This is a genomic window from Pseudomonas reinekei, assembly GCF_001945365.1.
GTDB lineage: Bacteria > Pseudomonadota > Gammaproteobacteria > Pseudomonadales > Pseudomonadaceae > Aquipseudomonas > Aquipseudomonas reinekei.
The window spans coordinates 382,518-408,467 of record NZ_MSTQ01000005.1 but is presented as its reverse complement, the minus strand read 5'-3'; the positions used below and the strand labels follow the sequence as shown (position 1 = coordinate 408,467).

The 25,950-nt window shown below is 60.8% G+C and carries 28 protein-coding genes; 15 read left to right on the top strand and 13 right to left on the bottom strand.

Annotated elements, in window-relative coordinates; all coding sequences use genetic code 11:
* Positions 1–9 precede the first annotated feature (9 nt).
* The 3 genes from dapF to lptM are packed head-to-tail and all read right to left on the bottom strand — an operon-like array spanning position 10 to position 2,274.
* Positions 10–840 carry a diaminopimelate epimerase gene (gene dapF, locus BVK86_RS10995; RefSeq protein WP_075946463.1) on the bottom strand — a complete coding sequence of 277 codons (831 nt, stop codon included), beginning with the start codon at positions 838–840 and terminating at the stop codon, positions 10–12.
* Between the two features lie 3 nt (positions 841–843).
* Positions 844–2,091, bottom strand: coding sequence for a diaminopimelate decarboxylase (gene lysA, locus BVK86_RS10990; RefSeq protein ID WP_075946462.1), 1,248 nt, complete (start codon positions 2,089–2,091; stop codon positions 844–846).
* 9 nt (positions 2,092–2,100) lie between these two features.
* Positions 2,101–2,274, bottom strand: coding sequence for an LPS translocon maturation chaperone LptM (lptM, locus tag BVK86_RS10985; RefSeq protein ID WP_075946461.1), 174 nt, complete (start codon positions 2,272–2,274; stop codon positions 2,101–2,103).
* A gap of 308 nt (positions 2,275–2,582) precedes the next feature.
* Between lptM and cyaY the strand changes: the two genes are divergently transcribed.
* The 3 genes from cyaY (at position 2,583) to rnk (ending at position 3,705) form a co-directional block, all read left to right on the top strand.
* Positions 2,583–2,915, top strand: a complete 333-nt coding sequence (cyaY, locus tag BVK86_RS10975) for an iron donor protein CyaY (RefSeq protein ID WP_075946459.1) — start codon at positions 2,583–2,585, stop codon at positions 2,913–2,915.
* 4 nt (positions 2,916–2,919) lie between these two features.
* Positions 2,920–3,138, top strand: coding sequence for a DUF1289 domain-containing protein (locus tag BVK86_RS10970; protein ID WP_075946458.1), 219 nt, complete (start codon positions 2,920–2,922; stop codon positions 3,136–3,138).
* 156 nt (positions 3,139–3,294) lie between these two features.
* Positions 3,295–3,705: a nucleoside diphosphate kinase regulator gene (rnk, locus tag BVK86_RS10965; RefSeq protein WP_075946457.1), complete on the top strand. Its 411-nt coding sequence runs from the start codon at positions 3,295–3,297 to the stop codon at positions 3,703–3,705.
* Positions 3,706–3,712: 7 nt separating this feature from the next.
* Here rnk and BVK86_RS10960 read toward each other — a convergent pair whose 3' ends face one another.
* The 3 genes from BVK86_RS10960 to BVK86_RS10950 all read right to left on the bottom strand — a co-directional run bounded on the left by BVK86_RS10960 (position 3,713) and on the right by BVK86_RS10950 (position 7,609).
* Positions 3,713–6,559 (bottom strand): class I adenylate cyclase, encoded by a 2,847-nt coding sequence (locus tag BVK86_RS10960; protein WP_075946456.1) that lies wholly within the window; start codon positions 6,557–6,559, stop codon positions 3,713–3,715.
* A 204-nt stretch (positions 6,560–6,763) separates the two neighbouring features.
* Positions 6,764–7,009 (bottom strand): TIGR02647 family protein, encoded by a 246-nt coding sequence (locus BVK86_RS10955; protein WP_057712785.1) that lies wholly within the window; start codon positions 7,007–7,009, stop codon positions 6,764–6,766.
* Positions 7,010–7,324: 315 nt separating this feature from the next.
* Positions 7,325–7,609, bottom strand: coding sequence for a hypothetical protein (locus BVK86_RS10950; protein WP_075946455.1), 285 nt, complete (start codon positions 7,607–7,609; stop codon positions 7,325–7,327).
* Positions 7,610–7,733: 124 nt separating this feature from the next.
* Here BVK86_RS10950 and BVK86_RS10945 point away from each other — a divergent pair, with 124 nt between their 5' ends.
* The gene (locus BVK86_RS10945) at positions 7,734–8,393 is read left to right on the top strand and encodes a glutathione S-transferase family protein (RefSeq protein ID WP_075946454.1); all 660 of its coding nucleotides are present in this window, start codon (positions 7,734–7,736) and stop codon (positions 8,391–8,393) included.
* Between the two features lie 119 nt (positions 8,394–8,512).
* On the opposite strand, the gene argH is transcribed toward BVK86_RS10945, so the two are convergent.
* Positions 8,513–9,907 carry an argininosuccinate lyase gene (argH, locus tag BVK86_RS10940; protein ID WP_075946515.1) on the bottom strand — a complete coding sequence of 465 codons (1,395 nt, stop codon included), beginning with the start codon at positions 9,905–9,907 and terminating at the stop codon, positions 8,513–8,515.
* A gap of 455 nt (positions 9,908–10,362) precedes the next feature.
* On the opposite strand from argH, the gene BVK86_RS10935 reads away from it, so the two are divergent.
* The 7 genes from BVK86_RS10935 (at position 10,363) to BVK86_RS10905 (ending at position 16,796) form a co-directional block, all read left to right on the top strand.
* Positions 10,363–11,109 (top strand): LytR/AlgR family response regulator transcription factor, encoded by a 747-nt coding sequence (locus BVK86_RS10935; protein WP_075946453.1) that lies wholly within the window; start codon positions 10,363–10,365, stop codon positions 11,107–11,109.
* 138 nt (positions 11,110–11,247) lie between these two features.
* A complete protein-coding gene (hemC, locus tag BVK86_RS10930) occupies positions 11,248–12,189 on the top strand; it encodes a hydroxymethylbilane synthase (RefSeq protein ID WP_075946452.1) in 942 nt (313 codons plus the stop codon).
* Positions 12,186–12,953, top strand: a complete 768-nt coding sequence (locus BVK86_RS10925) for a uroporphyrinogen-III synthase (protein ID WP_075946451.1) — start codon at positions 12,186–12,188, stop codon at positions 12,951–12,953. Before hemC ends, BVK86_RS10925 begins: the two co-directional genes overlap by 4 nt.
* A gap of 16 nt (positions 12,954–12,969) precedes the next feature.
* A complete protein-coding gene (locus tag BVK86_RS10920; RefSeq protein ID WP_075946450.1) occupies positions 12,970–14,130 on the top strand; it encodes a uroporphyrinogen-III C-methyltransferase in 1,161 nt (386 codons plus the stop codon).
* Positions 14,127–15,365, top strand: coding sequence for a heme biosynthesis protein HemY (locus BVK86_RS10915; RefSeq protein WP_075946449.1), 1,239 nt, complete (start codon positions 14,127–14,129; stop codon positions 15,363–15,365). The genes BVK86_RS10920 and BVK86_RS10915 overlap by 4 nt, the downstream gene beginning before the upstream one ends.
* Before the next feature lie 249 nt (positions 15,366–15,614).
* On the top strand, positions 15,615–16,166 hold the full coding sequence (locus tag BVK86_RS10910) for a disulfide bond formation protein B (RefSeq protein WP_075946448.1): 552 nt from the start codon (positions 15,615–15,617) through the stop codon (positions 16,164–16,166).
* Positions 16,167–16,337: 171 nt separating this feature from the next.
* Positions 16,338–16,796 (top strand): Rsd/AlgQ family anti-sigma factor, encoded by a 459-nt coding sequence (locus tag BVK86_RS10905; RefSeq protein ID WP_075946447.1) that lies wholly within the window; start codon positions 16,338–16,340, stop codon positions 16,794–16,796.
* Positions 16,797–16,855: 59 nt separating this feature from the next.
* Here the strand turns inward: BVK86_RS10905 and BVK86_RS10900 are convergent, their stop codons facing one another.
* Positions 16,856–17,521, bottom strand: coding sequence for an FKBP-type peptidyl-prolyl cis-trans isomerase (locus tag BVK86_RS10900; protein ID WP_075946446.1), 666 nt, complete (start codon positions 17,519–17,521; stop codon positions 16,856–16,858).
* A gap of 194 nt (positions 17,522–17,715) precedes the next feature.
* Here BVK86_RS10900 and BVK86_RS10895 point away from each other — a divergent pair, with 194 nt between their 5' ends.
* On the top strand, positions 17,716–18,894 hold the full coding sequence (locus tag BVK86_RS10895) for an AlgP family protein (RefSeq protein WP_075946445.1): 1,179 nt from the start codon (positions 17,716–17,718) through the stop codon (positions 18,892–18,894).
* Here the strand turns inward: BVK86_RS10895 and BVK86_RS10890 are convergent.
* On the bottom strand, positions 18,891–19,355 hold the full coding sequence (locus BVK86_RS10890; RefSeq protein ID WP_075946444.1) for a TIGR02444 family protein: 465 nt from the start codon (positions 19,353–19,355) through the stop codon (positions 18,891–18,893). The two genes, BVK86_RS10895 and BVK86_RS10890, sit on opposite strands and share 4 nt — an antisense overlap.
* A gap of 50 nt (positions 19,356–19,405) precedes the next feature.
* Between BVK86_RS10890 and BVK86_RS10885 the strand changes: the two genes are divergently transcribed.
* From BVK86_RS10885 to BVK86_RS10875, 3 genes are all read left to right on the top strand, one after another.
* Positions 19,406–21,316 (top strand): ATP-binding cassette domain-containing protein, encoded by a 1,911-nt coding sequence (locus tag BVK86_RS10885; protein WP_075946443.1) that lies wholly within the window; start codon positions 19,406–19,408, stop codon positions 21,314–21,316.
* Positions 21,316–21,897 carry a mechanosensitive ion channel family protein gene (locus tag BVK86_RS10880; RefSeq protein ID WP_075946442.1) on the top strand — a complete coding sequence of 194 codons (582 nt, stop codon included), beginning with the start codon at positions 21,316–21,318 and terminating at the stop codon, positions 21,895–21,897. Before BVK86_RS10885 ends, BVK86_RS10880 begins: the two co-directional genes overlap by 1 nt.
* 107 nt (positions 21,898–22,004) lie before the next feature.
* Positions 22,005–22,637, top strand: coding sequence for a LysE family transporter (locus BVK86_RS10875; protein WP_075946441.1), 633 nt, complete (start codon positions 22,005–22,007; stop codon positions 22,635–22,637).
* Between the two features lie 115 nt (positions 22,638–22,752).
* On the opposite strand, the gene BVK86_RS10870 is transcribed toward BVK86_RS10875, so the two are convergent.
* From BVK86_RS10870 to BVK86_RS10855, 4 genes are read right to left on the bottom strand one after another with little or no spacing between them, the layout of a single operon-like run.
* Positions 22,753–23,496, bottom strand: coding sequence for a penicillin-binding protein activator LpoB (locus tag BVK86_RS10870; protein WP_075946440.1), 744 nt, complete (start codon positions 23,494–23,496; stop codon positions 22,753–22,755).
* Positions 23,497–23,499: 3 nt separating this feature from the next.
* Positions 23,500–24,087, bottom strand: a complete 588-nt coding sequence (gene lpoB / locus BVK86_RS10865; RefSeq protein WP_075946439.1) for a penicillin-binding protein activator LpoB — start codon at positions 24,085–24,087, stop codon at positions 23,500–23,502.
* A 37-nt stretch (positions 24,088–24,124) separates the two neighbouring features.
* Positions 24,125–24,496 carry a YcfL family putative periplasmic lipoprotein gene (locus tag BVK86_RS10860; RefSeq protein WP_075946438.1) on the bottom strand — a complete coding sequence of 124 codons (372 nt, stop codon included), beginning with the start codon at positions 24,494–24,496 and terminating at the stop codon, positions 24,125–24,127.
* Positions 24,497–24,511: 15 nt separating this feature from the next.
* Complete coding sequence (locus BVK86_RS10855) at positions 24,512–25,909, bottom strand: COG3014 family protein (protein ID WP_075946437.1); 1,398 nt, start codon at positions 25,907–25,909, stop codon at positions 24,512–24,514.
* Between the last annotated feature and the right edge of the window lie 41 nt (positions 25,910–25,950).

The window sequence follows — 25,950 nt, the reverse complement described above, 5'->3', positions numbered from 1 at the left end:
TTGGCTCACTCAAAGACGTACTTGTCCTTCGTATACGCGGACTGCCGGGCCGGTCATTAGCACCGGTTGGCCAGGGCCTGCCCACTCAATGGACAGGCGCCCGCCAGGCAGGTCGATCAGCAACGGCGAATCCATCCACCCTTGACTGATCGCGGCTACTGCTGCGGCACAAGCGCCGGTCCCGCAGGCCTGGGTTTCCCCGGCGCCGCGTTCCCAGACGCGCAACTGCGCGCGGCCCCGATCGATGACCTGGAGAAAACCGACGTTGACCCGCGCCGGGAAGCGCGGGTGATGTTCGATTTTCGGCCCCAGTTCATGCACCGGTGCATTGTTGATGTCGCTGACCCGCACGACGGCGTGGGGATTGCCCATGGACACGGCCGTCAGCTCGACCGGTGTACCGTCGACGTCAACCTGATAACTCGTCGCCTGCTCCGGTGCCTGGAACGGAATATCCGCCGGTACCAGGCGCGGGGCGCCCATGTTCACGCCGATCTGGCCGTCGCTACGAACGTCCAGTTCGATGATGCCGCCTTTGGTCTCGACGCGAATCTGCCGTTTTGCGGTCAGGCGCTTGTCGAGGACGAAGCGGGCGAAACAGCGCGCACCGTTGCCGCATTGTTCCACTTCGGACCCGTCGGAATTGAAGATCCGATAGCGAAAATCCACATCCGGGTTGCTCGGCGCTTCGACGATCAGCAACTGATCGAAACCGATGCCGGTGTGCCGATCGCCCCATTGCTTGGCATGCTTGGGCAGAATATGCGCGTGCTGGCTGACCAGGTCGAGGACCATGAAGTCATTGCCCAGGCCGTGCATTTTGGTAAAACGCAGCAGCATGGCTTACTCCGGCAGCAGGCTTTCGCCAGCAAACAACTCGGCTACCGTCTCACGGCGACGCACTTCAAATGCCTGATCACCGTCCACCAGCACTTCAGCGGCCCGGCCGCGAGTGTTGTAGTTGGAACTCATGACAAACCCATAGGCGCCAGCCGAATGTACGGCCAGCAGGTCGCCTTCTTCCAGGGCCAGTTCACGCTCCTTGGCCAGGAAGTCGCCGGTTTCGCAGATCGGGCCGACGATGTCGTAGGCGCGGGCAGCGGTGCTACGCGGGCGCACGGCGGTGACGTCCATCCAGGCTTGATACAGCGCCGGGCGGATCAAGTCGTTCATGGCCGCATCGACGATGGCGAAGTCTTTGTGCTCGGTGTGCTTGAGGTACTCGACCTGGGTCAGCAGCACGCCGGCGTTGGCGACGATGAAGCGACCCGGCTCGAATACCAGCGCCAGGTCACGACCGTCGAGACGCTCGCGCACGGCCTTGATGTAGTCGGCAGCCAGTGGCGGCTCCTCGTCCTTGTATCGCACGCCCAGGCCACCACCGAGATCGATGTGGCGCAGGTAAATGCCACAATCGCCGAGGCGGTCGACCAGGCCCAGCAGGCGGTCGAGGGCGTCGATGAATGGCGGCAGGGTGGTCAGTTGTGAACCGATGTGGCAATCGACGCCGACCACTTCCAGGTTCGGCAGCTGCGCGGCACGCACGTACACGTCTTCGGCGTCGGCGATGGCGATGCCGAACTTGTTCTCTTTGAGACCGGTGGAAATGTACGGGTGGGTGCCGGCATCGACATCCGGGTTCACGCGCAACGAAATCGGCGCGCGAACGTTCAGCTCGGCGGCAACCACTTGCAGGCGCTCCAGTTCGTCGGTGGATTCGACGTTGAAGCAGTGTACGCCGACTTCCAGGGCGCGACGCATGTCGTCACGGGTCTTGCCGACGCCGGAGAACACGATCTTGTCGGCGCTGCCGCCAGCGGCCAGAACGCGTTCCAGCTCCCCACGGGAAACGATGTCGAAACCGGCGCCCAGGCGCGCCAGGACATTCAGTACGCCCAGGTTGGAGTTGGCCTTGACCGCAAAGCACACCAGGTGTGGCATGCCGGCCAGCGCATCGGCGTAAGCCAGGTATTGAGCTTCGATGTGCGCGCGCGAGTAAACGTAGGTCGGAGTACCAAAGCGATCGGCGATGGCAGACAGGGCAACACCTTCCGCGAACAGTTCACCGTCACGGTAGTTAAAAGCGTCCATGATGTTCCCTTATTGGTAGACGTCGTGCTTGTGCGCCTTGGACGGCTGCTTTTGCGAGGACTGTGCCTGCTCTGCAGGGTCCTGGCTGTCGTCCGGCAGGTACAGCGGGCCTTTTTGGCCGCAGGCCGACACGAGACAGGCGACCGCGAGGAGCGCGGCAAGGGAAGAGATCAGGCGCTTCATGGCGAAATCCTTGAAAATGCATTAATTGCGCCGGAGTATACCGGCCACCCGGCAGCTTGCCTATGCGAGGGGGCTCCCGTCCGGCGGGGCTTGGCCGCAAGCACATCGAACCCTGTGGGAGCGGGCTCGCCCGCGATAGCGGAGGTTCAGTCGACATTGATGTTGAATTTGCCGGCCCTATCGCGGGCAAGCCCGCTCCCACAGGGTGAAGTGTTAGGCCCCCTTGGTCGTTATCCTTTGCAATCGACAGGGCTCGCCCGTATCTTGCGGCGCTTGAGCCTGATCAGACATTTTTTGAGGTTGCCGCAATGAGTTTGTCCGAAGCCCGTTTCCACGATCTGGTCGACGAAACCCAGGAAAAACTGGAAGACATCTTTGACGAAAGCGATCTGGATATCGATCTGGAGAGCTCGGCCGGTGTGCTGACCGTCAAGTTCGAGAACGGCACCCAGTTGATCTTCAGTCGCCAGGAGCCGCTGCGTCAGCTGTGGCTGGCGGCCGTGTCCGGTGGCTTCCACTTCGATTACGACGAAGAAAGCGAGCGCTGGATGTGCGACAAGAGCGAAGAGCAGTTGGGCGAGATGCTTGAGCGCATCGTCCAGCAGCAGGCCGGCGTTGAATTCGATTTCGAAGGTCTGTGAGATCGTGACCCAGCCTGCACCTGTGCGCCCACCCAAGCCGCTCTACAGCAATGTCAGTCCTGCGGTGCCGTCGCCCTGCAGCGGTGTATGCCGCCTGGATGAGCAAAAAGTCTGTCTGGGCTGCTTTCGCCATGTCGAAGACATCCGCGAATGGCGCTCGGCGGATGATGAGCGTCGACGGGTGATCTGCACCCAGGCCGCGTATCGCAAAGCCAACACCTGACCTGCAACAAATGCGGGCTCCGGGCCACGGCTTGTATATTTTTTGAGCTGTGATAGTGTCCGGGTACGCCTCAACCCATCGAGGCTTGTGAAAACCCCGCCTTCTTCTGGCGGGGTTTTGCTTTTTTCGCGCAGAAGAAAGGAGTCTGCCCTGATCATGACCGCACCTTCCATCACCCTTACCCGTCTGGACGTTCAGCGTCTGGAGCGTCTGATCGACAGCCTGGATGACACGCTGCCGGGCGTTATCGCGCTGCAAACCGAACTGGATCGCGCCGATACGCTGGTCGGCCACGATGAAGTGCCCGCCGATGTCGTGACCATGAATTCCCGTGTGCACTGCCGCGAAGAAAGCAGTGGCAAGGACTACCACCTGACATTGGTGTACCCCAAGGATGCCAATGCCGACGAAGGCAAGATTTCCATTCTGGCGCCGGTCGGCAGTGCTCTGCTGGGTCTGAAGGTCGGGCAGCATATCGACTGGCCGGCACCGGGCGGCAAGACGCTGAAGCTGACCTTGCTGGAAGTCGAATCGCAGCCGGCCCAGGGCGGCCACTTTCCGGAATAATTTCCCGTCAGACCTGATCGAGCGCTGCGTTCAATGCGCGCTCCAGGTCGGCCTTGTAACGCAAATAAAGATTGCTTGAGCCCTGAGCATCACCGAGCAGGCCGGACAGATCCAGGTCGGTGATGTAGCAGCGGTAACGCTTGGTCTCGCGGCGCTGCTCGACAATCTCCCGGGCGACCACGCTGAACAGTTGGTCGCCATGCTCCAGCTCTGAAAACTCCCGTTGATTGCAATACAGCGTGACCTGCACCTTGCCCGGTGCAGCTTTGCCGACGATCGCCTGAACGTCGTAGAACGGCTTGTTGACCGGGGTTTGCGGTGTCGGCCGGGCTTCGACCCGGCGTGCTCGGCCTGTACCGGTCGGCAGTAGCTGGTAATACAGGATGTGCGGATTCCTGGGTTGCGCCGAATCCATTGGCAGCGCCGCGTCACGGCGGTACTGGATGGACAGCAGGAACCGTTGCATAGGCACCAGCAGGCTTTGCTCGTCATGCCAGGGCAAGCGCTGATGCCACATGGCATTGAGCTCATCGAGGACGTACAGATCGGCCAGGCCTTCGCTCACTCGATAGAACACTTGAAGGCTGTCAGGCTGACCCATGGGCAGCAGCAGTGACAGATCGTGGTCTTCGAGCGCCATCGGGTCCAGGTGCAGCGGGCTATAACCGGAGGGCTCCTGAGCCAGGTACTCGAACAGGGCCGGCAGCGAGGTGAGGGCGGCATGTTTGACCTGGCCAGGCACCAGCTCCAGCACGTGGTAATGCTGCTGGACCTGGATGAGGTAGCGCAGATTGAGCTGGCTCAGCAGCAGATTCTGCGCGGTGTCGAGAATGTCTTCGACGCGCTGGGCGATGAACTGTGCGCGGTTGTGGCAGAAACAGCGCACGCGCAACTTCGGCTGCAGCGGGCCGTCCGGCAGGTTGTTGAGGTAATCACGCAGGCAGTCGAGCAGGGCGTGGGGGCCGTCGTAGCGGCTGACCAGCACTTCGTTCCAGCTGTTGAGCGTGACCTGGTCGAGGGTCAATACCAGGTTTTCCCGGACCCCGGCATAGCTCAGTGAGTCGGTACGCTCGGTGGTCATCAGGATGTTCAAGTCGCGGTGATGTTTGAGCGGGTCGACGCCGACGTTCACCAGAATCAGCACTTCGCTCGGCACGCTGGCGCGCAGCAAGGGCTCTTCGGCAACGGCCGGCAGCGGCAGGGGAATGCTTTGTTGCAGGCTGCCGAACAGATTGAACAGCTCGAATTCGCTCAAGTCGCTGCTGCCGGGGTGCAAGGCCAGGCGCGTGCTGCTGTCGATCACGCCGTTGCGATGGCACCAGGTGAGCAATTCGAGCAGATGGCGGCTGCGCTTGATCGGCGCGAAATGCTCCCATTCATGGGCGGTAAGGCTGCCGTTGTACAAGCCCCATTGGCTTTGCCCGGATTCTTTTTTGTCGGGCGAGTAAACCAGCGTCAGAGTGTCTTCGGCCAGGTCCGGGGCGATGCCCGGATTAATGAACTCGACCTTGTCGGCTTTGCGCTCGAACGCCGCATACAGGCGGCGGCCCAGCACGCTGAGATCGCGTTTGTTGATCAGGCTGACGGTTTGTTCGTTGCGGGCAAACTGGGTCAGGAAGCGGTAGCTGTAATTGAGCTCGTTGACCAGCGCGCGACGCTCCGAACTGACTTGCCGGACTTTCCACTGGCTGCGGCTGTCGAGCAGGGCCAGTTGTCGCGGGTCCCACTTCCATTCATGGGCCAGGCGTTCAAGCAGCGAACGTTGCCAGCTCTGGGTACGGCCGCCGCTTCCGGTCAGCTTGCGGTTGACCTTCAGGTACAGCGCGCGCCGCACCAGTTCCAGGCGTTCCGGTTCATTTCGGGCAATGAGGTATTCCTCGATGCGCCGGTAAACCACCACGTACGGGTCCAGTTCATCGAGGTCGAGCTGATTGGCGAACACTGCTTGTTTGAAGCGCAGGCTCAGGCACTGGACCGTGGGGTGTTCGCTGGCGTAGACCTCGGTCAGTAGCAGCTTGAGCACTGATTTGTACGGCGACTCAATGCCCTTGAACAGCTGCCAAAGGCCGGCGCCGACGAATTCGCCGGGTGGAATAAACGCCAGGTGCCCCAGGTCCAGGCTTTCGTCGGCGCGGATGAAGCGCTTGGACAGCAGTGTGTGGGTATAACGGTCATAGCTCGATTCTTCATAAACCGGCACCAGCCACCAGATGGGTGTGCGTCCCGCCAGCCAGATCGCGGTGCGATAGAACTCGTCGAGCAGCAGGTAGTGCTGGGTCGTGCCGCAGTTTTCCGAACTCAGTTGGTTGTCGCGCTCGCCCCGAACGAAACGAACCGGATCGATCAGGAAGAAGTGCGCCTCGGCACCCTGGTTGGCAGCCCAGGCTTCAAGCAGCTGGCATTTCTTGCGCAGCTCGGCGAGCTCGTTTTCGGTCAGGTCCGGGCTGTGGCACACCCACACGTCCATATCGCTCTGATCGGCCTGGGCCAGGGTGCCGAGGCTGCCCATCAGAAACAGGCCGTGAATCGGCCGTGGCGGATTGCTGCCGTGGCGCGGCTTGTAGGAAAACGAGCGGGTCAGGCGCTGGGCTTCGGCCAGGACATTGGTGTCCGGCTCGAAATTCGACACACCGGCCGGCGTGGTGCCCGAAACGTAACCCGGCAACAGCGGATGATTGACGTGGAAGAACAACGGCAAAAGGCTCAACACCGCCTGCTGGCGCGTGGACAGGCCTTCAACGGCGCGGGCCAGACGGCCCTCATTGAGCTTGAGAAAACGTGCACGCAGCTGGCTGAGAACCTTTCGGTCGATTCCCTCGTCCAGATCGGGGCGAATTTCATGGGTGCGGGTCATGTCAGCTCAAACCGGCTCGCAGGGCGAGGATGTGGGGCTCTCGGGTGAGGGGCAGTTTAGCGCCTCGGCCTCGGGATTTTTAAGCTGATTTTGTTTTTTGACGTCAGATTTCTATCGCGCGGCGACAGCAGCTGGCAGAGGCGGGTAACCGGGCAGGCCCGCGGAAATCCCATGGCGGGGTTTCCGTGGGCGATTCGATGGAATTCAGGCTGTTACTTCGGCGTTAAGAATGGTCAGCACGGTTTGCACATTTTGCGCGGCATCGCGACCCAGGCTGGTCAGGTAACCGCCGTCAGGCTGGTCGGTGAGTTCTTTTTCAAAGAGACGTTTGGCGGCGGCAATGTGTTTCGGGGCAGCGGTCTGATGAATTTTCAGACCTTCCTGGGAACTGTCCAGGTTGAAGAGTGCGAGGACTTCCAGTTCGGCAACCAACTCAGGGGTAAGCGACATAAGGACTCCAGACTTTCTAGGAATTGGACGACAGCGCTCCTAAGGTGAACCCGCTTGTGCGGCATGTCCAGTGCTCGCGACAGGGTTTTTTCGCCTTGGGCAGCATTCCCCGTCGGGCCGTGTGGCAGCGGGGTGTTTGCAGTGTAGTCAGGGTCTGGGAGGCAGCAGGACGGATTGGCAACAAATTGTGTGGAGCAGCATTCGTGTGGCGATGGCGCTTGTGCCCGCTCGACTGCGAAGCAGACGCAACGCTTCGGGCCCCCTTCGCGACCCGGCGGGAGCAAGCTCCCTCGCCACAGAAATTGATGTCGATGCTTATTTCTTTTCCGGTGGCAGTTCTGGCAGCGCGCGCAGGGCCGCTTCGTACCATTCGGTATTGAACGCGCGGTCTTCTTCGAGGATTGCGTCGATTTCCACCGCCAAAACGTGGGCCATCAGGTTGAGGATTTCCTCACGCTCGTAGCCCACCAGGGTCAGCTTGTTGAACGTTGCCTTGGCCGCTGGCGGGTTGTCGCTTTCGATCTGGTTTTCGATGGCTTCGACCAGGGTATTTTCGGCGAACTCTTCTTCGTCGGCGTCGATATCGGTTGGCTCGCTCATGGCAGGCTCCTTGGGGAAAGGTGGCCAGTTTACCCGTATTCAGGCGCGTGATGCTGCTGGCAAGAAACCACGGAGCGATCTATAAAAGGGCACTGCCCACCCCGCACGGCCTGGAGGCTATGTGATGCTCAAGCTTTATGGATTCGCTGTCAGCAACTATTACAACATGGTCAAACTGGCACTGCTGGAAAAAGGCCTGCCGTTTGAAGAAGTGCCGTTTTATGCCGGGCAAACCCCGCAAGCCCTCACCATCAGCCCGCGTGGGAAAGTACCGGTATTAGGCGCCGAGCAGGGTTTCATCAATGAAACCAGTGTGATTCTCGAATACATCGAGCAAAGCCAGAAAGGCACACCGCTGCTGCCAAGTGATCCTTTTGAGCGGGCGCAGGTGTTGGCGTTGGCCAAGGAGATCGAGCTGTATATCGAACTGCCGGGCCGGGCTTGCTATGCGGAGGCATTTTTCGGCATGACACTGCCTGATGCGATCAAGGAAAAGACCAAGGCCGAGTTACTGCTCGGCATCGCTTCCCTGGGCAGGCACGGCAAATTCAGCCCCTACGTCGCGGGCGACCGTTTGAGTGTGGCGGATTTATATTTCCTGTACAGCGTGCCGTTGGCTTGCGGGGTCGCCAAGAAATTGTTTGACATCGATTTGCTCGCCGAGCTGCCGGCGGCCAAGGCACTGTTGCAACGGCTGGAACAGAATCCGAATGTGCAGCGGATTGCGGCTGACAAGGAAGCGGCCATGCCGGCGTTCATGGCGATGATCGCGGCCAGGAAGTAGGTTTGTAGCGCTTTTAAGGCCGCCTTCGCGAGCAGGCTCGCTCCCACATTCGAGCACATTCTTTCTGAAAGAACTCGGTCAACTGTGGGAGCGAGCCTGCTCGCGAAGCTTTTGGCGATCTAGCGGCTGGCGATCAACGCCTGGCCACGCACCACGGCTGCCTTCACCTGCGCCGGCGCGGTGCCGCCGATGTGGTTACGGGCATTGACCGAGCCTTCCAGGGTCAGCACGGCAAACACGTCCTGATCGATCTGGTCGCTGAACTTGCGCAGTTCATCAAGGCTCATTTCCGCCAGGTCCTTGCCGCTTTCCACGCCGTACTTCACGGCATGACCGACGATTTCGTGGCAATCACGGAACGGCAGGCCACGGCGCACCAGGTAGTCGGCCAGGTCAGTGGCAGTGGAGAAGCCGCGCAGTGCCGCTTCACGCATCATCGCGTGCTTGGGCTTGATCGCCGGAATCATGTCGGCGAAGGCGCGCAGCGAGTCGCGCAGGGTATCGGCGGCGTCGAACAACGGTTCCTTGTCTTCCTGGTTGTCCTTGTTGTAGGCCAGCGGCTGGCCTTTCATCAGGGTCAGCAGGCCCATCAGCGCGCCGAACACACGGCCGGTCTTGCCACGCACCAGCTCCGGGACGTCCGGGTTTTTCTTTTGCGGCATGATCGAGCTGCCGGTGCAGAAACGGTCCGGCAGATCGATAAACTGGAACTGCGCGCTGGTCCACAGCACCAGTTCCTCGGAGAAACGCGACAGGTGCATCATTGCAATGCTGGCGGCGGAGCAGAATTCGATGGCGAAATCGCGATCGGACACGTTGTCCAGCGAGTTGCCGCCGACGGCGTCGAAGCCCAGCAGTTGTGCGGTGTATTCGCGGTCGATCGGGTAGGTGGTGCCCGCCAGCGCGGCGCTGCCAAGAGGCATGCGGTTGGTGCGCTTGCGGCAGTCGACCAGGCGCTCATAGTCGCGGCTGAGCATTTCGAACCAGGCCAGCATGTGGTGCCCGAAGGTCACCGGCTGGGCAGTTTGCAGGTGGGTGAAGCCGGGCATGATGCTGGCGGCTTCACGCTCGGCTTGCTCCAGCAAGCCTTTTTGCAAGCGCGTGATTTCACTCAGGATCAGGTCGATCTCGTCGCGCAGCCACAAGCGGATGTCGGTGGCGACCTGATCGTTGCGGCTGCGTCCGGTGTGCAGCTTTTTGCCGGTCACGCCGATGCGGTCGGTCAGACGCGCCTCGATGTTCATGTGCACGTCTTCGAGGTCGACGCGCCAATCGAACTGACCGGCCTCGATTTCACCCTGGATGGTCTTCAGGCCATCGATGATGCTGTCGCGCTCGGCATCGGTGAGCACGCCAACCTTGGCCAGCATGGTCGCGTGGGCAATGGAGCCCATGATGTCGTGGCGATACAGGCGCTGGTCGAAGGTGACGGAGGCGGTGAAGCGGGCGACGAAGGCGTCGACGGGTTCACTGAAGCGGCCGCCCCAGGACTGATTGGTCTTGTCAGTGCTCATGAATTCGCTCGTATCGGCTGAAGAAAGATGGCGTTGAAAGCTGGCGCGGATAATAACAGGGTTGCCAATCGTGTCGGTGACACTGGTCGACTGGTTTTTCATGTCGTAAGTCGTGACGGATACAGACCTTGTGCAAATTGCATAACGATATTTTTCAATTGAGCAATATCGTCTCGGCAACCGTCTACAGTTGGACAGTAGGATCAGCGCACTTCCCGGTGCCAAGGCTGACTAGAAGAAGAGGGGGTGTTCATATTGCGTATCAGCAAACCCTGTGGCGATGTGTCGCCAAAGCGGGCCTGGGCCGCTAATCGCCCGGCAGATGAAAATTTAGCTGCCCGACCAGCGGCACTTTTTGACGCTCGCGCTAGTCTTAGCGTGGATCGCGGTGACGGACGTCACTTCACCTGTCTACGCTATCCTTGTGCGAGACTCACGCAGGAATCCAGCGCAATATGAATGTCCTGATCGTTGATGACGACCCCCTAGCCCGCGAGCGCCTGAGCCGAATGGTTGGCGAACTCGAGGGATACAGTGTCCTGGAGCCCAGCGCCACGAATGGCGAAGAAGCGTTGGCACTGATCGACAGCCACAAGCCGGACATCGTGCTGCTCGATATCCGGATGCCGGGCCTCGATGGCCTGCAAGTGGCTGCGCGATTGTGCGAACGCGAAACTCCGCCCGCCGTGGTGTTTTGCACCGGGCCCGATGAATTTGCCGTGGAAGCCTTACAGGCCAGCGCCGTAGGCTATCTGGTGAAACCTGTGAGAACTGAACATTTACATGACGCGTTAAAAAAAGCCGAACGCCCCAATCGCGTTCAACTCTCGGCCCTGACCCGCCCCGCCGCCGAAAGTGGCAGTGGTCCCCGCAGCCACATCAGCGCCCGAACTCGTAAAGGGATCGAGCTGATTCCGCTGGATCAGGTGGTTTACTTCATCGCGGATCACAAATACGTGACCTTGCGTCATGAAGCGGGCGAAGTGTTGCTCGATGAGCCACTCAAGGCCCTCGAAGACGAATTCGGTGACCGTTTTGTGCGTATCCACCGCAACGCGCTGGTGGCTCGTGAGCGTATCGAGCGCTTGCAACGCACTCCGCTTGGGCATTTCCAGCTGTTCCTCAAAGGCCTGAACGGTGACGCATTGATCGTCAGTCGACGTCATGTAGCCGGCGTGCGGAAAATGATGCAACAGCTTTAATTCGCTGTCCGCAGACGAGTGTCACACCCGATTGCCGGATATCCGGGGCCAGGGAGGCCGAGTAGTTTCTGATACAAGTCAAAGTGGATTTGGCTGAGCTGTTATTATCCGTCGTATCTTTTCAGCACGGATTGATCCATGTCCTCTCGCCAGATCCGCATCGCCACCCGCAAAAGTGCTCTCGCCCTGTGGCAGGCCGAATACGTCAAAGCCCGTCTGGAAGAGGCCCATCCGGGGCTGCTCGTGACGTTGGTCCCGATGGTCAGTCGGGGCGACAAGCTGCTCGACTCGCCGTTGTCGAAAATCGGTGGCAAGGGCCTGTTCGTCAAGGAACTGGAAACCGCGCTGCTGGAGAACGAAGCCGACATCGCGGTGCATTCCATGAAGGATGTGCCGATGGACTTCCCCGAAGGGCTCGGCCTGTTCTGCATCTGCGAGCGCGAAGACCCGCGCGATGCGTTCGTCTCCAATACTTACGCCAGTCTCAATGAGTTGCCGCAAGGCAGTATCGTCGGCACGTCGAGCCTGCGCCGTCAGGCCCAGTTGCTGACCCGTCGGCCGGACCTGGAAATCCGTTTCCTGCGCGGCAACGTCAACACCCGTCTGGCCAAACTGGACGCGGGCGAATACGACGCCATTATTCTCGCCGCTGCCGGTTTGATCCGGCTGGGCTTTGAAGATCGCATCACCTCGGCCATCAGTGTCGACGACAGCTTGCCGGCTGGTGGCCAGGGTGCTGTGGGGATCGAATGCCGTACTGCCGACAGCGAGATTCACGCGCTGCTGGCGCCGCTGCATCATCAGGACACCGCCATCCGCGTGACCGCCGAACGAGCCCTCAACAAACACCTCAATGGCGGCTGCCAGGTGCCAATCGCCTGCTACGCCGTGCTTGAAGGCGAGCAGGTCTGGCTGCGAGGCCTGGTGGGCGACCCGAGTGGCGGCCTGCTGCTCAGTGCCGATGCCCGCGCGTCACATGGCGCTGCCGAAGCGTTGGGCGTGCAAGTGGCCGAAGATCTTTTGAGCCAGGGCGCCGCTGACATTCTCAAGGCGGTCTACGGCGAGGCAGGTCACGAGTGACGGGTTGGCGCCTGCTGCTGACGCGTCCGGCGGATGACTCGGCGGCGCTGAGCCGCTGCCTGGCCGAGCAGGGGATTTTCAGCAGCAGTCTGCCGCTTTTGGACATAGTGCCGATCCCGGCCTCTGAGACAATGCTCGACGTGATTCGGGAACTGGACCGCTATTGCGCCGTGATCGTAGTCAGTAAACCTGCTGCACGAAGAGGCGTCGAATTGCTCGACCGGCTCGGCCTGCAACCAGGGCATGTGAAGTGGTTCAGTGTCGGTGCGGCCACTGCGCAGATCCTCGAGGCGCGCGGCCTGGGCGTGAGCTTCCCCGAGACCGGCGATGACAGCGAGGCCTTGCTTGAATTGCCACGGTTGCGCGAGGTGATCGCGCTGCCTGATCCACGGGTACTGATTCTTCGTGGCGAGGGTGGGCGCGAGCTGCTGGCCGAGCGCTTGCGTGAGCGAGGTGCTAGTGTCGAATATCTGGAATTGTATCGTCGCGAACTGCCACAGTACCCGCCGGCAGCGTTGTCGCAGCGGATTGAAGCGGAACGCCTGAACGCGCTGGTGGTCAGCAGTGGACAGGGTTTCGAGCACCTGCATCAGTTGGCCGGCGATGCCTGGCCGCAGTTGGCGCGGTTGCCGTTGTTTGTACCAAGCCCCAGGGTCGCCGAGCTGGCTCGTGCCGCCGGGGCCATAACAGTTGTGGATTGTCGTGGCGCCAGTGCCGCGGCATTGCTGACGGCGCTACGGGAGCATCCCGAGCCCGTTCTCTAATGCAAAGGATGGATACGTGAGCGAAACAGCCTTGCCTAAAGATGACTCGCGGCCTGTGCTTGATGCGCCGGTTGATGTGCCTGTTAATGAAGCGCCGCTTCCCCCTGCTGCAGAGCAGCGCCGAGGCAATGGGCTGGCAATCGTCGCGCTGCTGCTGGGCGCCGCCGGTGTCGCGGTCGGTGGATGGGGTGTCTGGCAGGTGCGTCACCTGCAGGCGACCCATCAACAGCAACTGAGCCAGGTGCAGGCGTTGGGCGACGAGGCGCAAAGCCTGAAGCTCAATGAACAACGCTTGAGTGCACGTCTGGAGCAACTGCCGGGCGCCGATGTGCTGGAAGAGCGCAGCCGCCTGGTGGTCCAGTTGCAGGGGGATCAACAGAAACTCAATCAACGCCTGGAAACGATCCTCGGCGCGAGCCGCAAGGATTGGCGTCTGGCCGAGGCCGAGCATTTATTGCGTCTGGCCAGTCTTCGATTGTCGGCATTGCAGGACATCAGCAGCGCCCAGGCGTTGGTGCAAGGCGCCGACGAAATTCTCCGCGAACAGAATGACCCCGGTGCCTTCGCCGCTCGCGAGCAAGTGGCAAAAACCCTGGTGGCCTTGCGCAGCACCGAGCAGCCGGATCGCACCGGTTTGTTCCTTCGACTGGGAGCGCTGCGTGACCAGGTCATCAGCCTCACCGAGCTCGCGCCCGAGTACAAGGATCGCGGCGAATCCCTGCTGGGGCTGACTGCCGATGGCGACGGCGCCAGCCGCTGGGCACAATGGTGGGAGCAGATTTCGCGCTACATCCGCATCGATTTCAACGCCGACAAGAATGTCCGTCCCTTGCTGGCCGGACAGAGCCTGAGCCAAGTACGGCTGGCGCTGAGCCTGGCGCTGGAGCAGGCGCAATGGGCTGCGCTCAATGGTCAGGCCGCGGTGTATACCCAAGCGCTGGACGAGGCGCGGGATGTGCTCAAGGGCAACTTCAACCCGGACAACCCGCAGAGCAAAGTGATGCTCGAGCAGGTGGCCGAACTCAGCAAGCAGCCAGTCACCGTGGTCACCCCGGACCTGACCGGCACCCTGAGTGCGGTGCAAGGTTATCTGGAACGGCGTAACGTCAATGCCGAGGACTCGGTCAAGCCGCTGGCCAAGCCTGCTGCGAATGCCGCGCAGGAGGCTACCCCATGAAACGCCTCTATGTGATCGTGTTCCTGGTCATCGCGGCCGCGGCCGCACTGGGTCTGGCCATCGCCGAGCATTCCGGTTACGTGCTGATTGCTTACAAGAGCTTCCGCTTCGAGTCGAGCCTGTGGGCCACACTGGCGTTGGTGGCGGTGCTCTGGCTGGTGTTCTGGGGGATCAAGGCGTTGATCGAGTTGGTGATGACATCCAGCGGCGTGGTCAATCCTTGGTCGCGGCGCAATCGCAGTCGTCGGGTACAGGTGGCCATCGAGCACGGGCAACTGGACCTGGCCGAAGGTCGCTGGGCCAGTGCGCAGCGTCATCTGCATCGCGCCGCGGAAGCCGAGCGTCAACCGCTGCTGTACTACCTCGGCGCTGCCCGCGCGGCGAACGAACAGGGTCATTACGAAGAGAGTGACAACCTTCTGGAGCGTGCACTGGAGCGTCAACCTCAGGCCGAATTGGCGATAGCCTTGAGTCATGCGCAATTGCAGACCGACCGTGGCGATACCGAGGGTGCCCTCGCCACCCTGCAAGCGATGCACGAGCGTCACCCGCATAACGCGCAGACGCTGCGCCAGTTGCAACGCCTGCATCAACAACGGGGCGATTGGTCGGCGGTAATCCGCCTGCTGCCTGAGTTGCGCAAGGATAAAGTCCTGCCCAAGGCCGAACTGGCTGAACTGGAGCGCCGCGCCTGGGGTGAGAATCTGTCCCTGGCAGCGCATCAGGACGCGGATGGAGCCGTCGGTTTGCAGGCCCTCGAACGCGCCTGGCAGCAGCTGACGTCTGCTCAGCGTCAGGAACCGCAACTGGTGCTGGCTTACGCCGAGCAACTGCGCCAACTCGGCGCTCAGGCCGAGGCCGAAGACGTCTTGCGCACTGCACTCAAGCGCAGCTACGACAGCCATCTGGCGCGCCTCTACGGGTTGGTGCGTGGCAGTGATCCGGCGCGTCAGCTACAACTCGCCGAAAGCTGGCTCAAGGAACATCCTGCCGATCCGAGCCTGTTGCTGACCCTGGGGCGCTTGTGTCTGCAAGCCAGCCTGTGGGGCAAGGCCCGGGACTACCTGGAAAGCAGTCTGCGAGTGCAGCGCAACCCGGAAGCCTGTGCCGAGCTGGCGCGGCTGCTGGCGCAAATGGGCGACACCGAACGCAGCAATCAGCTGTTCCAGGAAGGCCTGGGCATGCTGGATGAGCGCCTGTTGGCGGCTCCGTTGCCGGTCCTCGCTCGCGCTTGATGGTTTAACGCTGTAGGAGCAGCCCCTACAGGAAGCTGCACGGAAGGCAGCTCAGGGTGGCGAAAATCACCCTGTTTTTGTCTTCCTGTCGCAACTTAAGCAGAGTCCTACAAGCGACTACATCCAATCCTCTAACTCCTGTCGGGAATTCCCTACGTTCCTGCTGAAGTGTCGCTGTCCCCCTGCCTTGAAAGGCTGGCGCGCTTTCCTCTACCGTAGCTGTCTGTCCTTAATTGTTACGGAAAAGCCATGTCGTTGGCCTGTTCACGCTCCTTGTTTTTTACGCTTTTCATCGCGGGTGCCCTGGTGCTGGGCGTGTCTTACTACCTGGAATACGCCGTCGGCCTCAAGCCTTGCGGGTTGTGTCTGTTGCAGCGGTTTTGCCTGGCGTTGCTGATGGGCGTCTGCCTGATCGCGGCAGTGCATGGTCCGGGGCGCCTGGGGTCGTTCCTGTATTGGTTGCTGGGTCTTGCTTGCAGTCTGGCCGGCACAGTGACGGCGTGGCGGCAGGTCTTGCTGCAAAGCGACCCGGCGCGTCAGCTATCGACCTGCGTGCCGGATCTGACTGACCTGTTCGCCAGCGCGCCCTGGTCGTGTGTCGTGCGACTGATGTTCAAGGGCACGATTGACTGTGGGCAAATCGCCTGGACATTGTTCGACCTGAGCCTGCCCGAATGGAGCCTGCTGTTCTTCATGGCGATGATGATTTTCGGGATATTTCAGTTATTGCGACTTGTGCGCAACAGCTTGCAGCGACCGCTCGGCGGCGATTCGTCGCACCGGGCCCTGGTGGGTGATTAAACACTTGTATGAACTTTATCGCCTGCGTACCTTGAAGCCACAGTCGTGCGGGCATAATCTGGCCCGCACGTGTCATTGGAATCATGTTGCTCGATGACGCTCTGCCTGACCGCCCATTACAAGAGGCGAGCGGGCATAGAGCAGCTGACCCACAAGGGAAGAGAGATCACCATGCTCGAAAGTTGTCAGAATGCTCAGGAACGCTGGGGTGGAGTGCATCTGCTGATCGATCGCTGGTTGCAGGAGCGCAAAGAGCTGATCGACGCCTACGACAAGCTCGGTGCAAAACCTGAAGCGCTGGGTGAGAACCGAAAGCCTTTGCAGGAATTCTGCGGCGTGCTGGTCGACTACGTATCCGCCGGGCACTTCGAGATCTACGAACAGCTGACGGGCGAGGCCAAGGCCTTCAACGACAAGCGTGGTCTGGAACTTGCCGAGACCATTTACCCGCGCATCGATGTCATCACCGAGAAACTTCTCGCGTTCAACGACCTGTGTGATGAAGGGAAGTGTGTCGCGGAGAAATTCAAGGAACTTGGCGGCCTGTTGCATGAGCGCTTCGAACTGGAGGACTGCCTGATCGAAGTGCTGCACACCGCTCACAAGGAAACCGATTCGGTCCAGGCCTGAATCGCTCCCCGCAAGCCCCCGAAACGGCGTGCCCAGGCACGCCGTTTTTCATTGTGCTTTCAGCCGGTAGCGCCGCGTAATTCGACCTCGAACACCAGGGGCGTGTAAGGCGCAATCAGGTCACCGGCACCATCCACTCCATAGGCTTGCGCCGAAGGAATCACCAGGCGCCATTTCGCGCCGACCGGCATTTGCTGCAATGCACTGCGCCAGCCGCTGATGACGCTATCGAGACTGAACCACTGCGGCTGACTGTTCTGGTCGAACACTGAACCGTCAGGCAGGCGGCCGATGTACAGAACCTGCACCTTGCCGTTCGGTCCGGCCTTGGCGCCAGTGCCGGGGGCCAGCTCTGTCAGCAGGATTCCATCGGCCAATTCCCGGACACCGGGTTTGGCTTTTTCCGCGGCGAGAAAGCGTTGCTCGTTTTCCAGTGCCAGTTCGCTTTGCGGTGCCGGTGATTGCGTGGCCACCCGCGCTTCATGCTCGGTGAGAATCTGCTCGATCTGTTCGTCTTTCAGTGCCAATGGTTTGCCTTGGTAGGCTTGCTGCAGGCCTTCGACCAGCGCCTTGAGTTGCAGGTCGGGAACCTCCTGGCGCAAGCGTTCGCCGAGGCTCGCGCCGAGGCTGTAAGCGAGATCGTGGGCGTCGTTTTCCTGGTTTTTTTCTGCGGCCTGGGACACGGAAAAAACTACGCACAACGATAAAAAAAAGTAGCGCGACATGGGCACTCTCCGACCTGAGATGCGGGCGATTATGCCAGTGTGAACAGGCTGAATGGTGAACTGCTTTTTGCGTCGATGAAGAAGATTTTCGTTGGTTTGCAACGCACCGCTTTCGATAGTGTCAACATGCCCTAGCGGCAGTTGCAGCAGAGGTCTAGTATGAGCCGCAACTCACTTCAGCCAGGAGGTAAACCATGTCGGCCACCAAGAAGCCAGTAAACACTCCGTTGCACCTGCTTCAACAACTCTCGGGCAGCTTGCTCGAGCATCTGGAAACCGCTTGTTCCGAAGCCTTGGCTGATGCTGAAAAATTGCTCGCCAAGCTGGAAAAGCAGCGCGGAAAAGCGCAGGAAAAACTGCACAAGTCCCGTACCAAATTGCAGGACGCTGCGGCGGCCGGCAAGGCCAAGGCACAGGCCAAAGCCAAGGATGGAGTTAAAGAACTCGAAGACCTGCTTGATGCTCTCAAAGAGCGCCAGTCGGACACTCGTGGCTACATTCTGCAACTCAAGCGCGACGCTCAGGAAAGCCTGAAACTGGCGCAGGGCATTGGTCGTGTACAAGAGGCTGTCGGCAAGGCGTTGTCCTTGCGTGCGGCCAAGCCCGCTGCGGCCCCTGCGAAGAAAGCCGCTGCCAAGCCGGCTGCTGCAAAAGCACCGGCCAGGTCTGCCGCCAAACCGGCTGCCAAAGCTCCGGTGAAAGCCGCCGCCAAGCCTGCTGCGAAACCTGCCGCTAAAACGGCTGCTGCCAAGCCAGCCGCTAAACCTGCTGCAAGAACTGCGGCTGCCAAACCTGCTGCTGCAAAAACCGCAGCTGCAAAACCTGCCGCGGCGAAAACCGCTGCAGCAAAACCAGCAACAAAACCTGCGGTAAAAACCGCCGCAAAACCCGCTGCCAAGCCGGCCGCTAAAACCGCCGCAAAACCTGCTGCCCGAACCGCCGCGGCGAAGTCTGCTGCCAAGCCGGCAGCCAAACCGGTTGCGGCTAAAATCGCAGCCAAGCCAGCGGCTAAACCTGCTGCAAAAGCACCGGCTAAACCAGCCGCTAAAACGGCTGCTACCAAGCCTGCCGCTGCTGCCAAACCGGCCACTGCCAGTGCAGCCAAACCTGCCGCAGCCAAACCCGCTGCCAAGCCAGTCGCAGCCAAACCTGCTGCAAAACCAGCGGCCAAACCTGCTACTAAACCAGCCGCCAAACCAGCCGTGAAAAAGCCGGTTGCTGTCAAGCCAGCGACTGCCCCTGTTGCCAAGCCAGCCACCCCGGCTCCAGCCGCAGCACCTGCTTCGACGGCTACCACCTCGACAGCTTCGCCAGCGCCAACGCCGGCCACTGTTCCGAGTGCAGCAACCACCACCCCAACCAGCGCTTCCTAAGTGCCGGTTACCGCAACGCGCAGCTGATGCAGCGCGTTGCGGTCGAGGTCGGCGGCGTCTGCCGCCACACCTTCCAGCCAGGCCGATAGATCGGTCGTCTCTTCTTGCGGCCAATTTTGCGCCGATCGCTCCAGTTGCTGTAACAGATGCCGTTCGGCTTCCAGCTCCAGCGTCTTCACTTGTTCGCGCAATGAGCGCAACCCGGCGTCCTTCGCGGCCGCGTCTTTCCATTGCATGCGCAACGCCCGTAGCGGTCGCACGACATCAGCGTCCCAGGTCCGGGCCACGTTGCGAAGTTGCTGCAAGCGTTGTTCGTTGCAGGCAATGCCTCGCTCGCCCAGCCATGCCGCGCACAGCAAAAGGCACACATTGACGCCCGTCGCCTGTAATTGCAGGCACGCCTGCTCCACGCCCGGGCGGGCATAAGTGGTCAGGGAAAAGCTCCACAGGTCAGAGGACATAGTGCTACTCGCGCCAGTTGCGAGCGAAGCTGGTAGACTCCGCCGCCATTATGATTCGACTTCAGAACCTGACTTTACAGCGTGGCCCGCAACGTCTGCTAGAAGACGCCGAGCTGACCCTGCACGCCGGCCAGAAAGCCGGCCTCATCGGTGCCAACGGCGCCGGCAAATCGAGCCTGTTCGCCTTGCTTCGGGGCGAGCTGCACCCGGACTCGGGTGATTGCTTCCTGCCGGCCGACTGGCGTATCGCCCACATGCGCCAGGAGGTCGACACGCTCGAACGCCTGGCGGTCGACTACGTGCTCGATGGCGACCTGCGCCTGCGCCAGGTGCAACGTGACCTGGCGGCAGCCGAAGCGGCCCATGACGGTGCCGCGCAGGCCCGCCTGCACTCCGAGCTCGACAGCGCCGATGGTTACACCGCCGACGCCCGGGCGCGCAAGTTGCTGGCCGGGCTGGGCTTCACCAACGAGCAGATGGATCGTCAGGTCGGGGATTTCTCCGGTGGCTGGCGGATGCGTCTGAACCTGGCGCAGGCCTTGATGTGTCCATCGGACCTGCTGCTGCTCGACGAACCGACCAACCACTTGGACCTCGACGCCATCATCTGGCTTGAAGAGTGGCTCAAAAGCTATCCCGGCACCTTGATGCTGATTTCCCACGACCGGGATTTCCTCGATGCCGTGGTCGATCATGTGGCCCACGTTGATCAGCGCAAGATCACCCTGTATCGCGGTGGCTACAGCGCCTTCGAACGTGCCCGTGCCGAACGTCTGGCCCAGCAACAGCAGGCCTACGAGAAGCAGCAGGCGCAACGTGCGCACATGGAAAGCTACATCGCCCGTTTCAAGGCCCAGGCCACCAAGGCCCGCCAGGCCCAGAGCCGGATCAAGGCGCTGGAGCGGATGGAAGAGCTGACCGCGGCCCACGTCGATTCGCCGTTCGATTTTGTTTTCCGTGAATCGCAGAAGATCTCCAGCCCGCTGATCGACCTGTCCGACGCTCGCCTGGGTTACGGCGACAAAGCCGTGCTGGAGAAGGTCAAGCTGCAGCTGACCCCGGGTGCGCGGATCGGCTTGCTCGGCCCGAACGGTGCCGGTAAATCGACCCTGATCAAAAACCTTGCCGGTGAGTTGTCGCCGCTGGCGGGTCGGTTGACCCGTGGCGAGAACACCGTCGTTGGTTATTTCGCCCAGCATCAGTTGGACTCGCTGGACTCCAAGGCCAGCCCGTTGCTGCACGTGCAGCGACTGGCGCCGACCGAGCGCGAGCAGACCCTGCGCGATTTCCTCGGCGGTTTCGACTTCCGTGGTGCGCGGATCGACGAGCCCGTGCTGAATTTCTCCGGTGGCGAGAAAGCGCGCCTGGCGCTGGCCTTGATCGCCTGGGACCGACCGAACCTGTTGCTGCTCGACGAACCCACCAACCACCTGGACCTGGAAATGCGCCTGGCGCTGACCATGGCCCTGCAGGAATTCAGTGGCGCGGTACTGGTGGTCTCCCACGACCGTCACCTGCTCAAAAGCACCACCGACAATTTCTATCTGGTAGCGGATGGCAAGGTCGAAGAGTTCGACGGCGACCTGGAGGACTACACCCGTTGGCTGGTGGATTATCGCCAGCGCAATGCGCCGGTCAGCAATAGCCCGGTCAACCCGGACAAGACCGACAAGAAAGCCCAGCGTCAGGCCGCTGCTGCGTTGCGGCAGCAACTGGCGCCGCACAAGCGCGAAGCGGAAAAACTCGAAGCTGAACTGGGCAAGCTGCACGAAAAGCTGGCGAAGATCGATACCAGCCTCGGCGACAGCGACATCTACGAGCCGGCACGCAAGAACGACCTGCGCGATCTGCTGGCCGAGCAAGCCAGGTTGAAGGTGCGTGAAGCAGAGCTGGAAGAGGCCTGGATGGAAGCGCTGGAACTGCTCGAAAGCATGCAGGCGGAGCTGGAGGCGCTGTCCTGATGGACGCCTTCAAGTTGCCGCTGCCGGCCATGTGGGTCGAGCCGATCTTGCTCGGCGTGCAAATCCTGCTGATCCTGCTGGCCGGTTACATCACCCAGCGTTTCGTCGCCAAGTGCCTGACTCGCCTCGGTGAGCGCTATCCGTTTCCGCCACAGCTGCTGATGCCGCTGCGCGGTGGCCTGCGCTGGCTGATCATGGGCAGTGCGCTGATTTTCGTCCTGGAGCGCCTCGGGGTTTCGGCGACGGTGCTCTGGACCGCGTTGTCCGGTTTTGTCGCGGTCGCGGCGGTGGCGTTTTTCGCCATGTGGAGCGTGCTGTCGAACCTGCTCTGCGCGATCCTGATTTTCACCGTCGGCCCGTTCCGCCTTGGCGATGTGGTCGAACTGGTGGATACCACCGACAAACCCGGGGTCAAGGGCCGGGTGGTGGCGATCAATCTCCTCTACACCACGTTGATCGAGGCCGAAGAGCTCGGCACCGGCAGCGCCATGGTGCAGGTACCGAACAGTCTGTTCTTCCAGCGCTCGGTGCGGCGCTGGCGCGGGACGGATGTTTTCCCGTCGAGCGGTTTTGAGAAGTAGGCGCAATCGTTGGTCGTCAGTCGCCAAGTCCTACAAAAAATCGATAGTCATCGGTCCAAAGCCGCATTAGCTTAGATGTCTGTCACGAGTCTGAGTCGAGGTGTGCAATGGAGCTTCAAACATGGCTGGCGTTTTTTGCCGCGTGCTGGGTGATCAGTCTGTCCCCAGGCGCCGGTGCCATTGCGTCGATGTCCAGCGGTCTGCAATACGGTTTCTGGCGCGGTTACTGGAACGCCCTCGGTCTGCAACTGGGTCTTGCGGTGCAGATTGCGATTGTGGGTGCCGGTGTCGGCGCAATTCTTACCGCCTCAGCCACGGCCTTTTATGCGATCAAATGGTTCGGTGTGGCGTACCTGGTGTTTCTCGCGATCAAACAATGGCGCGCGCTGCCCAGCGACATGAGCGACGACGCGGCGGTGCGTCAGATTGGCAAGCCGATGGCGCTTGTGTTCCGTGGCTTCCTGGTGAACATCAGCAACCCCAAGGCGCTGGTGTTCATGCTGGCGGTGTTGCCACAGTTCATTGATCCGCACGCGCCGTTGCTGATCCAGTACGTGATCATCGGTGTGACCATGATCTGCGTCGATCTGATCGTCATGGCCGGATACACCGGGCTGGCCTCCAAAGTGCTGCGCCTGTTGCGCACACCCAAGCAGCAACAACGCATGAATCGTACCTTTGCCGGCCTTTTCATTGGCGCGGCGGCGTTCATGGCAACCTTGCGTAAAGCCGCGGTTTAAAACCAAGGCGTTCCATGGTGGCGAGCGAGCTTGCTCGCCACATAAAGCCTCCCCCGTACCGCTCGTGAGGCACAAAAAAGGCGACCTTTTCAGGGCGCCTTTTTCGTATCGGGCATCAGCGCAGAATCACCGGCGCGGTATCCGCCGGCAGGTTATTGCGCTGTCTGGCTTGCCCAGGCTGTTCTTCACTCCCGCCGCCCAGCTGTTGGCTCAACTGCGCAGCCACATCCTCACCCAATGCCCTGGACACTTCACGCACGACGCGCGGGCGGTTCAGAGAGACTTTGATGTCCCGGCCATTCACCAGTTTGGTGTCCTGGCCTTCGCCCATCGCCGTGAAGGCTGAGGTAATTTCATAGGTGCGGGTGTTGATCAGGCTGAAATCGGCCACCAGGGACAACCCCAGCACAGCGGAATGGCTGTCGGTGTTGGCCAGTTCGGTGACATCGCGGGTGAAATCGATGTCCGACACGGTGCCGAACAGCACGTAGTCGGCGCCCTTGAAGTGACCGGCCTTGATCCGCTTGATCACGTCATACACGTCACCCTTGGAAGACGCCGTGTAAGGCGTGCCCTGCACCAGTTGGAACAGGCCGGTGCGAAGGATTTCGCCCTTGATGTCGCCGGTGAATTTGCGCAGCTCACCCTGCTCGATGTAACTGCTGGTGGCTTCGATCTCGTTGTAGCTCGAAGACCCGCTGGCACTGTAGCGGTTTGCCTGGAAGTTGTTCTGGGCCGAGACGATGTGGATGTATTGTTCCACGCGCTCCTGGTACGCCAGGTCCGTCACCGCCACTTTCGGCGCCGCGTGCACGCTGAACGCGCCCGCCAAAGCCATCATGCCAATCCATGCGCGCATTGATTAACGCTCCGTGGTCTTGCGGATCTCTTTTTCGTCCATCCACTCGGCCAGACCGCTTTCAACGTCGATCAATTGCAGGCTGAATTTGTAGAAGACGTCTTTGTAATCGGCACTGCGCTTGACGATCGAGCTGATCGAGCCTTCGAGGCGATACTGGGCGGCGATCATGTTGCCGGTCTTGGCCACGGTGCTTTTCTTGTACAGGCCGCTCTGGTTCTGCAGCTTGAGCTGGTCAACCTGGCTCTGCATCTGGGTGTTGTCGCTGGCAAAGCGCGCGGTACCGGTTTTCATCAGTTGGGTCTTGATGCTGGTGGTGATCTCGCGGGTGTCGATGTACTCGCTGGTCTTGTTCTTCACGTCGTAGACCTGCACCACCGGACGACCCTGCAAAATCCCGGACTGGGCCAGGGAGCGGGTCATGGACTCGGCGATCATTTGCAAGTCGGTGGAGCCGAACTCGTTGGTCACGGTTTCAACCGCTTTGGTATTGCCGTAGCTGATGTTCTTGTTGCCCAGGGTCGGCGAAGTGTTGGCGCATCCGCTGGCCAAAAGGGCGATGACGGCGATGAAAGAAAAGCGTGCAAACATGGGAGTGCTCTCTGGAACTGCGATAGGTTGGGTGGCGTTACGGCGTCTTGATTTCCAGACGGAAGTCCACGGCTTTGGCGGTCGGCGCAATGGCTTGAATGAAGCGGGTCTGCTCGCCGTACATCATTTGGCTCTTCCAGACTTCTTCTTCAGCAATCGGGAAACCCTCAGGGCCGAGCCAGGCGAAGCGGTAGTAGAAGGTCTTGTTGTTGAAGCTGGTGTTGCTCAGTTGAGCGTTGACCGTCATGAAGCCGTTTTCACGCGCGACGCGCATGGCTCCGACCACGATGTTTTTTAGCTTGCCTTGCGCCACGACTTTGCTGGCGGCGCTGCCCGGCTCCGGTGGTGGCGGGGTGGCGCAGCCGGCCAGCAGCGCCAGGCCGAGGACGGCGATGAATTTGAATCGCATGGGAAGACTCCGTTCTTAAGGTTGGGTGAGGCTGGCGACGGCGTTCGGGCTGACACGAGGGATCACTTGGGCGGCGACACCACCGGCGAAAACCTGATTGCCCACGGCACGCAGACTGATGACCTGGTAACGCTGGTCAATGTTGACCTTGATCACCGAACCACCCACTGCGCTCGGCAGCGACACCTGGTGCTCACCTTTCTTCAAGCGCAGACGCACCACCTGGGTGTTGTCCGGCAGCGTGCGCCAGGTGCGGGTATCGGCACCCTCAAGGACCGCGGAGGTGAGACCGACTGCCAGGCCTGCCAGAGGGTTGGTTTCGTTGATCTGCTTCTGCGCCACGCCACGGGTGACCGCGCGAACCGTGGTGCGCACGATGATGCCGGGCATGTCGTCACGCAGGGCGCGGCGGGACATGGCGGTGGTGCTATTGAGTTGGGTCAGGTTCAGCTGCTGGCCGTCCACGCCGATCTGGGCGATTGCTGCGGTCGAGGTGTCAGGCTTGATGATCGGAAACGACAGCGGTGTGATCACCACGTTGCCGCTGATAGGCAGTGGCAGGGGAACCCGGATCGAGTCTCGGGCAGGGGCCAGGCCACTTTGCACGACGATCAGGATGTCGCTGTCATCGTTCCTGGCGCCTGGCTTGTCGAGGTTTACCAGCGCCTGTTCCAGCAGCGGGGTGTTCGGGCGCAGTTCGGCCGCTTTGCGATAGCCCGGTGCCGCCAGGTCTTTCTCACCCAGGGCTTCGTAGACGAAGCCGGCCAGGTAGTGGCTGAACGCACTCTGGTAACTGTTTTTCAGGCTGACCACTTCCGGCGCATCGAGGCTGGCAACCGGGTAACCCTGCAAATCCTTGTACTGTGTGGTGATGCCTTGCTTCTCGGCCTCTTCCTCGCTCTTGAGGTATTCCTTGTCGCGCAGATCGGCGATCACCGCCTCGCGTTCGTGCGTCCGCTTGATCGCGGTGCGTGCGCCGTCGAAGTCATTTGCTGCCAACAGGTTGAGGGCCATTTGCGTGGTCAGCATGACCTTTTCGTAGTCGTAGCCTTCATAGCGGCGGACTTTGTCGTTGACCAGGAAACTGCCGAACTGGGCCAGGTACTTGGCCGAGTCGAACTTGACCGAGTCTTCCCATTGGGTGACCACTTGATCGGCGCTGCTCCAGGCAATCTGGCTGCCGGAAAAATCGCCTTTGGCGCGCAGCAACTCGCCTTTCTCGAAGTAATAGAGCAGGTCTTTATCGGCGCCGTTGTTGTTCTTTTCCAGCAGGCTCAGCGCGGCATCGACATTGCCCGAAGCGAGTTGCTGATTGGTTTGGGCCAGCTCGGCGTCATAGTTGCGAAAAACCGAACAGCCGGACAACAAGGTGACGGCGCAGAGCGCAATCAAAGCAAGGGCGCGGTATGCCATGGGGGTTTCTTCCCTGAAAGTTTGAGCAGCCGCACTTGCTG

Coding starts and splice junctions, on each gene's coding strand:
- dapF (WP_075946463.1), bottom strand. CDS start 840: ATGCTGCTGCGTTTTACCAAAATGCACGGCCTGGGCAATGACTTCATG.
- lysA (WP_075946462.1), bottom strand. CDS start 2,091: ATGGACGCTTTTAACTACCGTGACGGTGAACTGTTCGCGGAAGGTGTT.
- lptM (WP_075946461.1), bottom strand. CDS start 2,274: ATGAAGCGCCTGATCTCTTCCCTTGCCGCGCTCCTCGCGGTCGCCTGT.
- cyaY (WP_075946459.1), top strand. CDS start 2,583: ATGAGTTTGTCCGAAGCCCGTTTCCACGATCTGGTCGACGAAACCCAG.
- rnk (WP_075946457.1), top strand. CDS start 3,295: ATGACCGCACCTTCCATCACCCTTACCCGTCTGGACGTTCAGCGTCTG.
- BVK86_RS10960 (WP_075946456.1), bottom strand. CDS start 6,559: ATGACCCGCACCCATGAAATTCGCCCCGATCTGGACGAGGGAATCGAC.
- BVK86_RS10955 (WP_057712785.1), bottom strand. CDS start 7,009: ATGTCGCTTACCCCTGAGTTGGTTGCCGAACTGGAAGTCCTCGCACTC.
- BVK86_RS10950 (WP_075946455.1), bottom strand. CDS start 7,609: ATGAGCGAGCCAACCGATATCGACGCCGACGAAGAAGAGTTCGCCGAA.
- BVK86_RS10945 (WP_075946454.1), top strand. CDS start 7,734: ATGCTCAAGCTTTATGGATTCGCTGTCAGCAACTATTACAACATGGTC.
- argH (WP_075946515.1), bottom strand. CDS start 9,907: ATGAGCACTGACAAGACCAATCAGTCCTGGGGCGGCCGCTTCAGTGAA.
- BVK86_RS10935 (WP_075946453.1), top strand. CDS start 10,363: ATGAATGTCCTGATCGTTGATGACGACCCCCTAGCCCGCGAGCGCCTG.
- hemC (WP_075946452.1), top strand. CDS start 11,248: ATGTCCTCTCGCCAGATCCGCATCGCCACCCGCAAAAGTGCTCTCGCC.
- BVK86_RS10915 (WP_075946449.1), top strand. CDS start 14,127: ATGAAACGCCTCTATGTGATCGTGTTCCTGGTCATCGCGGCCGCGGCC.
- BVK86_RS10910 (WP_075946448.1), top strand. CDS start 15,615: ATGTCGTTGGCCTGTTCACGCTCCTTGTTTTTTACGCTTTTCATCGCG.
- BVK86_RS10905 (WP_075946447.1), top strand. CDS start 16,338: ATGCTCGAAAGTTGTCAGAATGCTCAGGAACGCTGGGGTGGAGTGCAT.
- BVK86_RS10900 (WP_075946446.1), bottom strand. CDS start 17,521: ATGTCGCGCTACTTTTTTTTATCGTTGTGCGTAGTTTTTTCCGTGTCC.
- BVK86_RS10895 (WP_075946445.1), top strand. CDS start 17,716: ATGTCGGCCACCAAGAAGCCAGTAAACACTCCGTTGCACCTGCTTCAA.
- BVK86_RS10890 (WP_075946444.1), bottom strand. CDS start 19,355: ATGTCCTCTGACCTGTGGAGCTTTTCCCTGACCACTTATGCCCGCCCG.
- BVK86_RS10885 (WP_075946443.1), top strand. CDS start 19,406: ATGATTCGACTTCAGAACCTGACTTTACAGCGTGGCCCGCAACGTCTG.
- BVK86_RS10880 (WP_075946442.1), top strand. CDS start 21,316: ATGGACGCCTTCAAGTTGCCGCTGCCGGCCATGTGGGTCGAGCCGATC.
- BVK86_RS10875 (WP_075946441.1), top strand. CDS start 22,005: ATGGAGCTTCAAACATGGCTGGCGTTTTTTGCCGCGTGCTGGGTGATC.
- BVK86_RS10870 (WP_075946440.1), bottom strand. CDS start 23,496: ATGCGCGCATGGATTGGCATGATGGCTTTGGCGGGCGCGTTCAGCGTG.
- lpoB (WP_075946439.1), bottom strand. CDS start 24,087: ATGTTTGCACGCTTTTCTTTCATCGCCGTCATCGCCCTTTTGGCCAGC.
- BVK86_RS10860 (WP_075946438.1), bottom strand. CDS start 24,496: ATGCGATTCAAATTCATCGCCGTCCTCGGCCTGGCGCTGCTGGCCGGC.
- BVK86_RS10855 (WP_075946437.1), bottom strand. CDS start 25,909: ATGGCATACCGCGCCCTTGCTTTGATTGCGCTCTGCGCCGTCACCTTG.